At 73.6% G+C, this 13560-nt stretch carries 13 protein-coding genes; 10 read left to right on the top strand and 3 right to left on the bottom strand.

Features of this window, described 5'->3' with window-relative positions:
• Positions 1-401: 401 nt before the first annotated feature.
• On the bottom strand, positions 402-1697 hold the full coding sequence (locus tag QOL15_RS15575; protein WP_254784082.1) for an LCP family protein: 1296 nt from the start codon (positions 1695-1697) through the stop codon (positions 402-404).
• Between the two features lie 288 nt (positions 1698-1985).
• Here QOL15_RS15575 and infA point away from each other — a divergent pair, with 288 nt between their 5' ends.
• The 8 genes from infA (at position 1986) to QOL15_RS15535 (ending at position 9803) form a co-directional block, all read left to right on the top strand.
• Positions 1986-2207: a translation initiation factor IF-1 gene (gene infA, locus QOL15_RS15570; protein ID WP_017885509.1), complete on the top strand. Its 222-nt coding sequence runs from the start codon at positions 1986-1988 to the stop codon at positions 2205-2207.
• Positions 2208-2277: 70 nt separating this feature from the next.
• Complete coding sequence (gene rpmJ, locus QOL15_RS15565) at positions 2278-2394, top strand: 50S ribosomal protein L36 (RefSeq protein ID WP_022903266.1); 117 nt, start codon at positions 2278-2280, stop codon at positions 2392-2394.
• A 148-nt stretch (positions 2395-2542) separates the two neighbouring features.
• A complete protein-coding gene (gene rpsM / locus QOL15_RS15560) occupies positions 2543-2917 on the top strand; it encodes a 30S ribosomal protein S13 (RefSeq protein WP_058728274.1) in 375 nt (124 codons plus the stop codon).
• A gap of 9 nt (positions 2918-2926) precedes the next feature.
• The gene (rpsK, locus tag QOL15_RS15555) at positions 2927-3325 is read left to right on the top strand and encodes a 30S ribosomal protein S11 (RefSeq protein ID WP_017885507.1); all 399 of its coding nucleotides are present in this window, start codon (positions 2927-2929) and stop codon (positions 3323-3325) included.
• 223 nt (positions 3326-3548) lie between these two features.
• Positions 3549-4544 (top strand): DNA-directed RNA polymerase subunit alpha, encoded by a 996-nt coding sequence (locus QOL15_RS15550; RefSeq protein ID WP_065960011.1) that lies wholly within the window; start codon positions 3549-3551, stop codon positions 4542-4544.
• 66 nt (positions 4545-4610) lie between these two features.
• Positions 4611-5153, top strand: a complete 543-nt coding sequence (gene rplQ, locus QOL15_RS15545) for a 50S ribosomal protein L17 (RefSeq protein ID WP_071246070.1) — start codon at positions 4611-4613, stop codon at positions 5151-5153.
• Positions 5154-5373: 220 nt separating this feature from the next.
• The gene (locus tag QOL15_RS15540; RefSeq protein ID WP_071246071.1) at positions 5374-6486 is read left to right on the top strand and encodes an aromatic acid exporter family protein; all 1113 of its coding nucleotides are present in this window, start codon (positions 5374-5376) and stop codon (positions 6484-6486) included.
• 53 nt (positions 6487-6539) lie between these two features.
• Positions 6540-9803: a BTAD domain-containing putative transcriptional regulator gene (locus QOL15_RS15535; protein ID WP_071246072.1), complete on the top strand. Its 3264-nt coding sequence runs from the start codon at positions 6540-6542 to the stop codon at positions 9801-9803.
• A 94-nt stretch (positions 9804-9897) separates the two neighbouring features.
• On the opposite strand, the gene QOL15_RS15530 is transcribed toward QOL15_RS15535, so the two are convergent.
• Both QOL15_RS15530 and QOL15_RS15525 read right to left on the bottom strand, forming a co-directional pair.
• Complete coding sequence (locus QOL15_RS15530) at positions 9898-10728, bottom strand: ABC transporter permease (RefSeq protein ID WP_083393877.1); 831 nt, start codon at positions 10726-10728, stop codon at positions 9898-9900.
• Positions 10725-11732, bottom strand: a complete 1008-nt coding sequence (locus tag QOL15_RS15525) for an ATP-binding cassette domain-containing protein (RefSeq protein WP_065959997.1) — start codon at positions 11730-11732, stop codon at positions 10725-10727. The genes QOL15_RS15530 and QOL15_RS15525 overlap by 4 nt, the downstream gene beginning before the upstream one ends.
• A gap of 153 nt (positions 11733-11885) precedes the next feature.
• On the opposite strand from QOL15_RS15525, the gene truA reads away from it, so the two are divergent.
• Both truA and QOL15_RS15515 read left to right on the top strand, forming a co-directional pair.
• Complete coding sequence (gene truA, locus QOL15_RS15520) at positions 11886-12806, top strand: tRNA pseudouridine(38-40) synthase TruA (protein WP_254780326.1); 921 nt, start codon at positions 11886-11888, stop codon at positions 12804-12806.
• On the top strand, positions 12803-13549 hold the full coding sequence (locus tag QOL15_RS15515; RefSeq protein ID WP_071246073.1) for an MBL fold metallo-hydrolase: 747 nt from the start codon (positions 12803-12805) through the stop codon (positions 13547-13549). Before truA ends, QOL15_RS15515 begins: the two co-directional genes overlap by 4 nt.
• Positions 13550-13560: the final 11 nt, after the last annotated feature.

The raw sequence follows: 13560 nt of genomic DNA, 5'->3' as shown, positions 1-13560 counted from the left end.
CGTGTCGGGTCCAGCCCGTCCGTGGGTCGGTTCGGGAGGCACCGCGCGGCTCGGCCGCGACGGTTCCCGTCCGCAGGCATGGCAGCTCGGGAGGCGCGGGGCGGTTCGGTCGTGTCGGTTCCCGTCCGTCGGTCTGCCGGGTCCCTCGGTCCGGCTCCCGTCCGACGGCGGGCCGTCCGGCGGGCTCCGCGCCGACATCCCGCCGGGTGGGCCGCCCCGCGCTCGCGCCCGGGTCAGCGGTCCCGCGGATCGCGACAGCGACCCGCAGGGCTGAGCCAGCGGTCCGGACGCCCGTGACTGCGACCCCACGCCCGGCTCCGGGGCCCCCGGCCCGCAGCCCGCAGCCCCGCGACCGCGTCAGCGGGCCATGGCCGGCAGCCCGCAGCAGCCCCGCTACCGCGTCAGTTGCCGCGCGAGCAGGTCTGCTCGGAGGCGCTCTGCCCGGTGATGCTCGACGGCAGCGGGGTGGCGCTCGGACTCGGGGTCGAACCGGCCGTGGCGTCCCCGGTGCCCGAGGTGCCGGCCCCCGTGTCCGTGCCGCCGCCCGTCCCGGTGCCGGTCCCGCCACCCGTCCCGGAGGCCGGTGCCTGCGCGGGCGCGGAGGCCTGCGCGTCCGGTGACAGCGTCGACGCCCGGCCCGTGCTCGAGTCGGTCAGCGAGGTCTTCACGTCCTGCTGCAGCGCGACGTTGAGGGCGTGCGCGGGCTCCTGCGCGACGAGCACGTGCGACGTGTCCGTCGGGTCGTCGACCACGGGGTACTGCACGAAGAGCATGTTGGACGTGCTCATGCCGCGCAGCGTCGAGGCGAGGCCGACGAGTGTGCGGGTCTGGGCGAGGCCGTCGGACAGGGTCATGTTCGACAGTGCGGCACCCGCGAGCTTGTAGAGCGTCACGGGGTTCGACAGGGTGCCGTCCGAGGCGACCTTGCGGAGCAGGGCGGACAGGAAGACCTGCTGCGAGCTGATCCGGGCGAGGTCGCTGCCGTCGCCGACGCCGTGGCGGCTGCGGAGGAAGGCGAGGGCGTCCTGCCCCTCGAGCGTGTGGTCGCCCGCGGTGAGCTGCAGCCCGGTGTACGAGTCGTGGATCGGCTTCGCGACGCAGACGTCGACGCCGCCGAGGGCGTTCGACATCTCGATGACGCCGTCGAAGGTGATGAGGCCGGCGTACGGGACGGTCAGGCCGGTGAGGTTCTCGACGGTGTCGACGACGCACGACAGGCCGCCGTGCCCGAGCGCCTCGTTGAGCAGCTCCTTGCTCGCGGCCGGGTAGGTGGTGCCGGTCTGGGGGTTGGTGCACGCCGGGATCGGGACCTTGAGGTCGCGCGGGAAGCTGACCGCCGTGAGCTGCTGGTGGTCCTGGGAGACGTGCACGAGGATCGTGACGTCGTTGCGCGCGCCCTCGACGTTCTCGTCCGAGTCGAACTGGCCGATGCGGGTGTCGCTGCCGACGAGGAGGATGTTCGCTCCGCCCTTGATCGCCGTGATGTCGGCGACCTTCGCGGTGTTCTGGTCGTCGGTGCTCAGCTGCACGGTGTGCGGCGCGGTCGCGAGCTGGACCGCCGCGATGCCGGCGACGCTGGTGCCGCTGACGAGGACGACCGCGAGCGCGGCGGCGACCACCGTGGCGGCCGTGGTCCACGCCCGACGGCGGGGGAGTCGGCCGTGTCGGGCGATGGGGCGGCGGGGATCGTGCGGCACGGGGTCTCCGATCGGGGGTCCGGTCGCCGACCGGGACCCGGTCGGTGCGTCGGCCAGGCTACGGGCGCACCGCTGCTCCGCGGCCCGGAGCAGCCCGACAACCCACTGTGGAACGCTCAGGAACCCTTGCGGAAGCCCCAGACGAGGGGTCGGACCGGCCCGCACTTGGCAATCGGCCCGCTGTCGCCTAGGATCAACCCTTGGTGTGCCATGCCTTCTGGCGTGGCGCCCGACCCGCAGACCGGCTCGGGGATCACACCGGTAATCCAATCAAGCGACAGTGAGGCTATGGCCAAGAAAGACGGCGTCATCGAGATCGAAGGCTCGGTGCTCGAAGCTCTGCCCAACGCGATGTTCCGCGTTGAGCTGACCAACGGACACAAGGTCCTCGCGCACATCTCCGGGAAGATGCGCCAGCACTACATCCGCATCCTCCCCGAGGACCGCGTGATCGTGGAGCTGAGCCCGTACGACCTGACCCGCGGCCGGATCGTCTACCGCTACAAGTGATCCGCGAGCTGGAAAGGAACGGCCCGGCGAACCCGCCGAGCACGAAGCCAGCGAGCACGAGGAAACAACCATGAAGGTCAACCCCAGCGTCAAGCCCATCTGCGAGCACTGCCGTGTCATCCGCCGCAAGGGCCGCGTCATGGTGATCTGCAAGAGCAACCCGCGTCACAAGCAGCGCCAGGGCTGAGCTCCCAGCAGGACCCACAACTCAACACCGAACACGCAGTACCAGAACCCCGTCGTGACCCAGGTCGACGGCGGGGGGACACCTCGGGGCGGAGGCCCGGGCACCGGTACTGCGCCACACCTCCATCGACAACAGGAGCAGCCAGCACATGGCACGTCTAGCAGGCGTCGACATCCCGCGCGAGAAGCGCGTGGAGATCGCACTCACGTACATCTACGGCGTCGGCCGGACCCGCGCGGTCCAGGCACTCGCCGAGACCGGTATCTCCGGTGACATCCGCGTCAAGGACCTGACCGACGACCAGCTCGTCGCCCTCCGTGACTTCATCGAGGGCAACTTCAAGGTGGAGGGTGACCTCCGCCGTGAGGTCGCCGCCGACATCCGCCGCAAGGTCGAGATCGGTAGCTACGAGGGTCTCCGCCACCGTCGTGGTCTCCCGGTGCGTGGTCAGCGCACCAAGACCAACGCGCGTACCCGCAAGGGACCGAAGCGCACCGTGGCAGGCAAGAAGAAGGCCCGATAGGAGATCATCATGGCTACCCCCAAGACTGCCGCGCGCAAGCCGCGCCGCAAGGAGAAGAAGAACGTCGCCGTGGGCCAGGCCCACATCAAGAGCACGTTCAACAACACCATCGTCAGCATCACCGACCCGTCGGGCGCCGTCCTCAGCTGGGCGTCCTCGGGTGCCGTGGGCTTCAAGGGTTCGCGCAAGTCGACGCCGTTCGCGGCGCAGCTCGCCGCCGAGTCCGCCGCCCGTCAGGCGCAGGAGCACGGTGTCAAGAAGGTCGACGTCTTCGTCAAGGGCCCGGGCTCGGGTCGCGAGACCGCGATCCGCTCCCTCCAGGCCGCTGGCCTCGAGGTCGGCTCGATCAACGACGTCACCCCGCAGGCGCACAACGGCTGCCGCCCGCCGAAGCGCCGCCGCGTCTGACGCGAGGAGCAACCGGCCGCGCCCTGCTCGTCCCCTGACCGGGTCATCCCGGTCCGGGGCGGGCGGGGCCCGCGGCCATTCCTGGTCGTTCGATCGCACACCGCCGTTCCCCGTGGCCGGTCGGTGCGCGTGATCACAACTCAACAGACCCGTCGGGGCCCGGTCGGCCCCGTCGTACCGCCGAGTGTCATATAGCGGACACTCCGCCGAAAGGAATCCCACAGTGCTCATTGCACAGCGCCCCACCCTGACCGAGGAGTCGATCTCCGAGTTCCGCTCGCGCTTCGTCATCGAGCCGCTCGAGCCGGGCTTCGGTTACACCCTCGGCAACTCGCTGCGCCGCACGCTCCTCTCCTCGATCCCCGGCGCGGCTGTCACCAGCATCCGCATCGACGGCGTCCTCCACGAGTTCAGCACCGTCCCCGGTGTCAAGGAAGACGTCACCGAGATCATCCTCAACATCAAGAGCCTCGTCGTCTCCAGCGAGCACGACGAGCCGATCACCGCGTACCTGCGCAAGCAGGGTGCCGGTCAGGTCACCGCAGCGGACATCTCCGCTCCGGCCGGCGTCGAGATCCACAACCCGGACCTCGTCATCGCGACCCTGAACGACACCGCGCGCTTCGAGCTCGAGCTGACGATCGAGCGTGGCCGCGGCTACGTCTCGGCGACCCAGAACCGCTCGGAGTTCAGCGAGGCCGGTCAGATCCCGATCGACTCGATCTACTCGCCGGTCCTCAAGGTCACCTACCGCGTCGAGGCGACGCGTGCCGGTGAGCGCACGGACTTCGACCGCCTGGTGGTCGACGTCGAGTCGAAGCCCGCGATCACGCCGCGCGACGCCATCGCGTCGGCCGGTCGCACGCTGGTCGAGCTGTTCGGTCTCGCCCGCGAGCTGAACACCGCGGCCGAGGGCATCGAGATCGGCCCCGCGCCGGTCGACGCCGTGCTCTCGAACGAGCTGCAGACCCCGATCGAGGACCTCGACCTGTCGGTGCGCAGCTACAACTGCCTGAAGCGGGAGGGCATCAACACGGTGTCCGAGCTCGTCGCCCTGTCGGAGACGCAGCTCATGAACATCCGCAACTTCGGTCAGAAGTCGGTGGACGAGGTCAAGGACAAGCTCACCGAGCTCGGCCTGTCCCTCAAGGACACCGTCCCCGGATTCGACGGCGCCCACTTCTACAGCGGGTACGACGAGGACGAGTCCAGCAACTGACCTCGCGCTGACGCGCACGCGCGCCGCTGACGCAGCGCGCACCACCATCACCACTGGAGAACTGACATGCCGAAGCCCACCAAGGGCCCCCGCCTCGGTGGCGGCCCCGCCCACGAGCGCCTGCTCCTGAGCAACCTCGCCAACGCCCTGTTCACGCACGGTCGCATCACCACCACCGAGACGAAGGCCAAGCGCCTCCGTCCCGTCGCCGAGCGTCTCATCACGTTCGCGAAGCGTGGCGACCTGCACGCGCGCCGTCGCGTCATCGCGCAGCTGCGTGACAAGTCCGTCGTGCACACGCTGTTCACGGAGATCGCGCCCCAGGTCGAGGACCGCCAGGGCGGGTACACCCGCATCACGAAGCTCGGCTTCCGCAAGGGTGACAACGCGCCGCTCGCGTCGATCGAGCTCGTGCTCGAGCCGGTCTCGAGCTCGCCCGCCCCGGTGCAGCGCAAGGCGGCCCCGGCCGCCGCCGCGCCGGTCGAGGAGGCCCCGGTCGACGAGACCGAGACCACCGAGGAGTCGACCCCGGTCGAGGCCGAGACCGAGACCGACGCAGCTGCCGAGGTCGAGGCCGACGCCGCCGCCAAGGCGGACGACGCCAAGTAGGTCCAGCACCACATCGGAGAAGCCCCCGCGACGTACGTCGCGGGGGCTTCTCCGCGTCGGCGACCGCATGCCGGACGGGAGGCGCGGTGCACCGCCGCCACGCGCCTCCCGTCTGATCGTCCGACGGACGGAGGCGCACAGCACGGCCGCCACGTGCCTCCCGTCCCGCCCCGCTCGCCGTCAACGCTCACAGCGGTCCGCGGCTAGCTTGGCCGCCGACATGGCACGAGCAGAACGCATCACGGGCGCCGGGCGCCGCCTCTGGCAGTGGAGCCGCGACTCGGGCACCCAGCCGCGGCTGCTGCTCGCGGCGAAGGCCGCGCTCGCGGCGACGATCGCGTGGACGCTCGCGAAGCACGCCCCCGGGGTCGCGGCCGACTACCCGTACTACGCACCCCTCGGGGCGATCGTGGCGATGCGGACCACCGTGTTCGCGGGCGTCCGGGCCGGTCTGCAGACGCTCGTCGGGATCACGCTCGGCATCCTCATCGCCGGGTTCACGATGCTCATCGGCGACCCGGGCGTGGTCGCGGTGGCCCTCGCGGTGGGCCTCGGCGTGCTGGTCAGCGGGTTCCGGGTGCTCGGCGAGGGGTACTCGTGGGTCCCGATGGCGGCGCTGTTCGTCCTGCTCGTCGGTGGGGGCAACGCCGAGGGGTACTCGTTCGCGTACGTCGTGCAGATGGGCATCGGGATCGGCATCGGGCTGCTGGTGAACTCGCTGATCGTGCCGCCGCTGCACTTCTGGGACGCCGAGCGGCGCATCGACCAGGTCAACGCGGTGCTCGCGGAGCACCTCGACGACCTCGCGGCCGTGCTCGACCGGGGCGAGCCCGACACCCGCGCGTGGGACCGGCAGCAGTCGCGGCTCGACGCGGCGATCGAGGACGTGCGCGAACGGGTGTCGGTGGCGCAGGAGAGCCGTCGGTGGAACCCCCGTGGGGTGCTCCGCGGGTCGCGGGCGCGCCTGGCGACCGACGGGGCGCGGTTCCGTGCCCTCGAGCGGGCCGCCTGGTACACGACGGACCTCACCGAGCTCGTCGCCCGGTCCGGCCCGGTCGCGGACAACATCGGCCGTCCGGACCCGTCGTTCGCGGAGCCGCTCGCCGCAGCCCTGCGCCAGGTCGCGTGCGTGGTGCGCGGGGACTGCGCGGAGGACGCGGGCGACGAGGCACTCGCGACGCTCGAGCGCGCCCTCGACGCCAGCCGGGAGAACCCGTCGAGCGTGGCCGTCACCGCGAGCGCGATCGTCGCCCTGCGGGGGATCCTGGAGTCGGAGAAGCGGGCGACCCAGGACGTCGACACGAAGACGGGGCCGTTCGGCGAGAAGCGCTGACCCCGGACGCGTCGCCGCCCGGGGCCGTCGCACGGCGTCGGTAGGATCGGCGCGTGCCCGTCGCGTCCCGTGTCGCCGTCCTCGGACCGGTGACCGTCGCGGGGCCGGACGGCGGGAGCGTGCCCGTCACGGGTGCCCTCGCCCGGTCGTTCCTCGTCGCGCTCGTGCTCGCCGAGGGCCACGCGGTCGGGACCGACTCGCTGATCGACGCGCTCTGGGGTGACGACCGCCCCCGGGGAGCGCGAGCGGCCCTGCAGACCATGGTGTCCCGCCTGCGACGGAGCACGGCCGAGGGGCTCGTCGTCTCCACCACCACCGGCTACGCGCTCGCACCCGGCCAGGACACCGTCGACCTCGACGCTGCCGAGCGCGCCGTGGACGCGACCGACCTCGAGACCGTCCGGGCCGCGCTCGACCGGTGGACCGGGGCACCGGGCGACGACGTCGAGGGCGAGCTCGGCACGGCGTTGGCGGCCCGCGCGGCTGCGGCTCGGCACGCCCTCCGTCGACGCCTGGGTGTCCTGCTGCTCGAGTCCGGCGACACGACGGCCGCCGCCGCGGTCTGGACCGACGAGTCCGCCGCGGCGCCCTACGACGACGTGGCCGCGGCCGGTGCGATGGGCGCCCTCGCGGCGGACGGTCGTCCGGCCGAGGCGCTCGCGGTGTTCGCGGCGCACCGTGGGCGGCTCGCCGACGCGCTCGGTGCCGACCCGTCCGCGGAGCTCGTCGCCCTGCACGCCGCACTCCTGCGCGGTCCCGCCGCCCCGACCGGCACCGTCCGACGCATCGGGCTGCGTGCGGCGCCGAACGAGCTCGTCGGCCGCGCACACGACGTCGCGACCGTGACCGCCGAGCTCGGTCGGGGGCGACTCGTCACCGTGCTCGGGCCGGGCGGGCTCGGCAAGACCCGGCTCGCGCAGGCGGTCGCCGCCGGCCTGCCGGAGACCACGGCGGTCGTGGTGTGCGAGCTCGCACCGCTCACCGACGCCGACGACCTGCTGCCGGCACTCGCGGCACTCCTCGGGGTCGCCGAGGTGCGGTCGGCGCGGTCCCTCCGCGACGCCGTGGTCACGGACCTGTGGGGCCGCGTCACCCGGGTGCTCGACGAGGCCCCGACCGTGCTCGTGCTGGACAACTGCGAACACCTGCTCGACCGGGTCGCGCCGTTCACCGCCGACCTGCTCGCCGCGGTGCCCGGGCTGCGGGTGCTCGCGACCTCGCGGGCGCCGCTCGCGATCGGCGGCGAGGTCGTGGCACCGCTCGCGCCCCTGCCGGTCGAGGCGGACGGTGCCGCGGTCCGGCTGTTCACCGACCGTGCACGAGCGGCCCGCCCCGGCGCGGTGCTGCCGGTCGACACGGTCCGCCGCATCTGCACCCGGCTCGACGGGTCGCCGCTCGCGATCGAGCTCGCCGCCGCGCGGGTCCGCGGGATGAGCGTCGACGAGGTGGAGCGGCGCCTGGACGACCGGTTCGCCCTGCTCCGCAGCGGGGACCGGAGCGCCCCGGAGCGGCACCGGACGCTGCTCGCGGTGATCGAGTGGAGCTGGCGGCTGCTCGACGCCGGGGCGCAGGACCTCCTCACGCGGCTCGCGCTGTTCCCCGACGGCGTCCCCGACGGTGCGGTCGAGGCCGTCGCGGTACCCGACCGTCGGGCCGACGCGTCGGACGACCTCGCGGAGCTCGTCGAGCAGTCCCTCGTGCAGCTCGTCGAGACGCCGGGCGAACCGGTGCGCTACCGACTGCTCGAGACCGTGCGCGAGTTCGGGGCGGACCGCCTCGACGAGCGCGGCACGACCGGGCAGGTGCGGGCGGCGATGACCACGTGGGGCCGGGAGCTGTCGGCCACGTGCAACCTGTTCGCCCTCACCGGGCCCGCGCAGCTCGCGGCGTTCGGCGTGGTGCGCCGGGAGGCCGAGACGCTCGTCACCCTGCTGCGCTGGGCGGTGCGCGACGAGGACGGGCCGACCGTCGCGCACGTCTTCGCCGCACTCGGCGGCTACTGGACCCTGCGCGGCACCCACGGCGAGGTCGTGGCCGTCGCCCACGACGTGATCGCCGCCCTCCGGTCCGCGCCGGTCGCCCCCGACGACCGCACCGCGACGGTCGTGTCGCTCGTGCTGTGCGGGGCGTCGGCGGCCTTCACCGACATCCGGACCACCGCCCGCGCCCGCTCGGTGCTGCGGCGCATGCGACGGGACGGCGGCACCGGGCACCCCGTGGTCGACGCGCAGTGCGACCTGCTGCTCGTGCTCGGCGGGGAACGGGCCGGAGCGGCGCTGCTCGGACGGATGCGGGCCGACCCGGACCCGGGCGTCGCCTGCTTCGGGGCGATGCTCAGCGCGCCGCTCGCCGAGAACGCCGGCGACCCCGCGGCCGCGCTCCGGTACGCCCAGCGCGCGCGGGACCTCGCCGCGGTCTCCGGCGACGCCTGGACGGCCGGTTCCGTCGCCGTCACCCTGACCCAGCTGCACGCGCAGGGCGGCCGGTACCGCGAGGCACTCGAGACGGCCGCGTCGGCGCAGGAGCTGCTCGAACGGTTCGGCGCCGACGACGACCTGTACGAGATCAGCTGGACGGTCGGCCTGGCCGCGGCGGCGACGGGCGACCTCGTCCGGGCGCGCGCCATCGCCGAGGACCTGCGCCTCCGCCCGGTGACGATGCGCGGCGGTCCGGCCGACGGCACGGTCCAGGTGGGCGTGCTCGCCCGCGCGATCGGTGCCGAGTGCGCCCGGTACGAGGGACGCCCCGAGCGCGCGGCCGCCGAGTACACCGCGGCGTGGGACCTGCTGCGGGACCCGCGCACCCGCGCGGTGCACTGGCGCCTCATGGCGGGCGCAGCGCGGATCGCGGCCGTGGACGAGGCCCTGGGCGCGACCACCGACCAGGTGGAGGGACCCGGCGGAGGCGGGGTGCGCCTCCCGGCCGCCGAGCGCGACGTCGCACGACGCCTGCGCACCGGAGCACTCGTGCAGCTGCGGCTCGGGTCGACCTGGCTGGACCTGCCGGTCGTCGGGACGGCGCTGCTCGGGCTGGCCGTCGCGCTCGTCCGCGACGGCCAGCCCGACGCGGCCGTCCGCTGCTGGGCCCTCGCGACCCGGGTCGGCACGCGCCAGGACTACGCGGTGCTCGCGCACGCGCGGATCCGTCCGCTCCTCGCGGCGGCCGCGGGGGAGCGGGCGCTCGCCGCGGCCGAGGCCGAGGCGGCGGACGCCTCGGCTGCCGACCACGACCCGCTCGCGCACGACTGGGGGCGCGCACGGGTCGTCACCAGGACCCGTGCGCTCCTCGAGGGCGTCCGCATCGCGCCGACGGCCTGAGCACGCGGTGTGCCCAGGCCGTCGGCCGCGGTCGGGACGGACGGGCGGGCTCGAGCGGCCGACGCCGCCCGAGCCCGCCCGGTCCTTCCGGCGCTCAGGCCTTCCGCATGTACGCCCGCACCGTCAGCGGAGCGAACACCGCGACGACCACCGCGGCACCGAGCAGGCTGAGCCACAGGTCGCCGCCGACGGTGCCGTGGTTCACGAGCTCCCGCACCGCCGTGATGAGGTGCGAGACCGGGTTGACCTCGGTGAACCAGCGCAGCCAGGCGGGGAGCGTGTCCGTCGGGACGAACGCGTTCGACAGGAACGTCAGCGGGAACAGCACGAGGTTCGCGATGCCGGAGACGCTCGACGCGGTGCGGGCGATCACGCCGAAGTACGCGAACACCCAGCTGATCGCCCACGCGACCACGATCACCAGGAGCGCCGCGAGCAGGACCGCGCCGAGGCCACCGGCGGGCCGCAGCCCCATCACGATGCCGACCACGAAGGTGATCGTCGTCGCGATGGCGTACCGCACGGTGTCGGCGAGCAGGGCCCCGGCGAGCGGGGCGATCCGCGCGATCGGCAGGGACCGGAAGCGGTCGAACACGCCCTTGTCCATGTCCTCGCGGAGCTGGACGCCGGTGACGACCGACGACGTGATCGCGGTCTGCACGAGGATGCCGGGGATGATCACGGGCAGGTAGCTGCCGACGTCGCCGGAGATCGCGCCGCCGAAGATGTACGTGAACATCACCGTGAAGACGATCGGCATGAGCGTCACGTCGAACAGCTGCTCGGGCGTCCTGCGGATCTTCACGAGCCCGCGGTACGCCATCGTGAACGACTGGCGGACGGTCGCGCCCAGACCGGTCGAGCCGACGCCGGGGCGCGGGGTGGCCCGGGGTGCGGTGGTCGTGGTGGGGGTGAGCGTGGTCATGCGAGGCTCCCTTCGAGCGTGCGCTCGGCGGTGTCGTCCGCGGCAGTGTCCGCGGGCGTCGGCGAGCCGGTGATGGTGAGGAAAACCTCGTCGAGCGTCGGCTTCTGCACGCTCATCTCGGCGAGGGAGACGCCCGCGTCGCGGAACGACACGAGCAGGTCGGTGACGCGGTCCGGCGCCGTCATCGGGGCGGTCAGTCGCGCTCCCTCGGGGCTGACGACCGCCGGGGTGCCGAGCACGCGCTCCACGAGCGACGCCGCCGTCGCGAGGACGTCCGCGTCGGCGTCCGCCAGACGGAGCTGCAGCGAGGACGTGCCGACCGAGGACTTCAGCTCGTCGGCGGTGCCCTCGGCGACCACGCGGCCGTGGTCGATCACGGCGATGCGGTCGGCGAGCTGGTCGGCCTCGTCGAGGTACTGCGTGGTGAGCAGGACCGTCGAGCCGGTCGCGACGAGCTCCCGGATCGTGTCCCACATCTGTGCGCGGGTCCGCGGGTCGAGACCCGTGGTCGGCTCGTCGAGGAAGATCAGCGGCGGCTGCGCGATGAGGCTCGCGGCCAGGTCGAGCCGACGACGCATGCCGCCGGAGAACGCCTTGAGCGGACGGGACGCGGCCTCGGTCAGGCTGAAGCGCTCGAGCAGCTCGGTCGCCTTGCGCCGCGCGTCGCCGCGGGACAGGCCGAGCAACCGCGCGAAGATGACGAGGTTCTCGGTCGCGCTGAGGGTCTCGTCGACGCTGGCGTACTGCCCGGTCACGCCGATCAGGGAGCGCACGGTCTGCGGCTCGCGGCGGACGTCGTGCCCGAAGACGCGGGCCTCGCCGCCGTCGGGCTGCAGCAGCGTCGCGAGCATGGAGATGGTGGTCGTCTTGCCGGCGCCGTTCGGCCCGAGCACGCCGTAGACGGTCCCGGCCTCCACACGGAGGTCGACGCCGTCGACGGCACGGTTCGACCCGAAGGTCTTCACGAGGCCGGTCGCCTCGACCGCGAGGGGTGAGCTGGTCATCGCTGGGTCCTTTCGTCGATGTCGGTGTCGATCGTGCCGAGGGGCGCTCACGCGCCACTGACGCGGTCCTGACACGCGCTGACACGGCGCGGCCGTCCGGCGCTGCTCGGGGACGGCCGGGAGGCGCGGCACGGCCCCGGTACGCTCGCTCGTGTGGACGAGACGGCCGGCGACCAGGGCGGTGTGCGGCTCCGTCTGGACGTCGCCTACGACGGAGCGGCGTTCTCGGGCTGGGCCCGGCAGCCCGGGCTGCGGACCGTGCAGGGAGCGCTCGAGTCGGCGCTCGCCACGGTGTTCACCCGCTGGGGGGAACCGCCGCTGCTCACCGTCGCCGGACGCACCGACGCCGGCGTGCACGCCACCGGACAGGTCGCGCACCTCGACCTCACCGCGGAGCAGTGGGGCGCGCTCAGCCGGCCGCGCCGGTCGGCCCCCGACGGCCCGCCGCGGACCAGCCTGGACGGACTCGTCAAGCGGATCAACGGCATCGCAGGGCCGGACGGTGACGTCGTCGTCACGCGGGCCTCGGTCGCGCCGGACGGGTTCGACGCCCGGTTCTCCCCGCTCTGGCGGCGCTACGAGTACCGGGTCGCGGACGCCGACGCCCCCCGCGATCCCCGTCGTCGTGGGCACACGCTCTGGCACCCGGCGCGTCTGGACCCGGCGGCGATGGAGCGCGGTGCGCTGACGCTGTTGGGGCTGCACGACTTCGCGACGTTCTGCAAGCCGCGCGAGGGCGCGACGACCATCCGGACGCTCCAGGAGTTCCGCTGGGACCGCGAGCCGGACGGCGTGCTGGTGGCGCGCCTCCAGGCCGACGCCTTCTGCCACTCCATGGTGCGCGCGATGGTCGGCGCGACCATCGCGGTCGGCCAGGGTCGGTTCGGCCCGGACCGCCTCGAGGAGCTGCGCGTCGCGCAGGAGCGGACCAGCGCCTTCACGATCGCGCCCGCGAAGGGTCTCACCCTCACCGAGGTCGGGTACCCCGACGACGACGCCCTCGCCGCCCGGGCATCGCAGACCCGCGCGCGCCGGTCCGAGCACGAGCCCGCCGGCGGTAGCGTCGGGGGATGACCTCCCGCGAACCCCGGTCCGTCGTCTCCGTCGCCCCCGGGGTGGTCTTCGTCGAGGGGCCGGTGTCGAACTGGGTCGTCCTCGCCGAGGAGGACGGCGTCGCGCTCGTCGACGCCGGCTACCCCGCCGACAGCGAGCTCGTGCTCGACACGATCCGCTGGGCCGGCCACGACGTCGCCGACCTGCGCCGGGTGTACGTCACCCACGGGCACGTCGACCACGTCGGCGGCATCCCGGGGATCCTCGAGCGACACCCGCACGTGCAGGTCCTCGCGCACGCGGACGAGCTCGACAACGTGCGCGGACCCGAGCGGCAGCAGGTGACGCCCGCCGAGATCGGTGGCCGCCTGGCCTCGCCGCGGGTGCTGCGGTGGCTGGTCCGGGCGATCCGGTCCGACGCCCTCCGTCCGACCACCGTCCCGAGCGCCTCGGCCTTCACCGCGGCCACGTTCGCGGGGCGTGCGATCACGCCGTTCCCCGCGGTCGGGCACACCGCCGGGTCGACGGCGTACCTGCTGCCCGCGGCGGGTGCGATCGTCACGGGCGACGCCGTCGTCACCCACCACGACACGCAGCCGGCGTCGTGGCAGCCGCGGCCCCGGATGATCACGCCGTTCTTCACCGCCGACGGGGCGACGGCGCTCGAGTCGGCGCGGGCGCTGCCGATCCCGGAGATCGTGCTGCCCGGGCACGGGCCCGCGGTGCACCGGGTCGGCTCGGAGTGGGTGCCGGTCGCGCACTGACGCCGAGGGCG

Origin of the sequence: Curtobacterium sp. MCBA15_012, assembly GCF_001864935.2 — a bacterium.
Taxonomy (GTDB): domain Bacteria; phylum Actinomycetota; class Actinomycetes; order Actinomycetales; family Microbacteriaceae; genus Curtobacterium.
The sequence above is the reverse complement of the archived record's forward strand: the minus strand, read 5'-3'. Positions and strand labels throughout refer to the sequence as shown.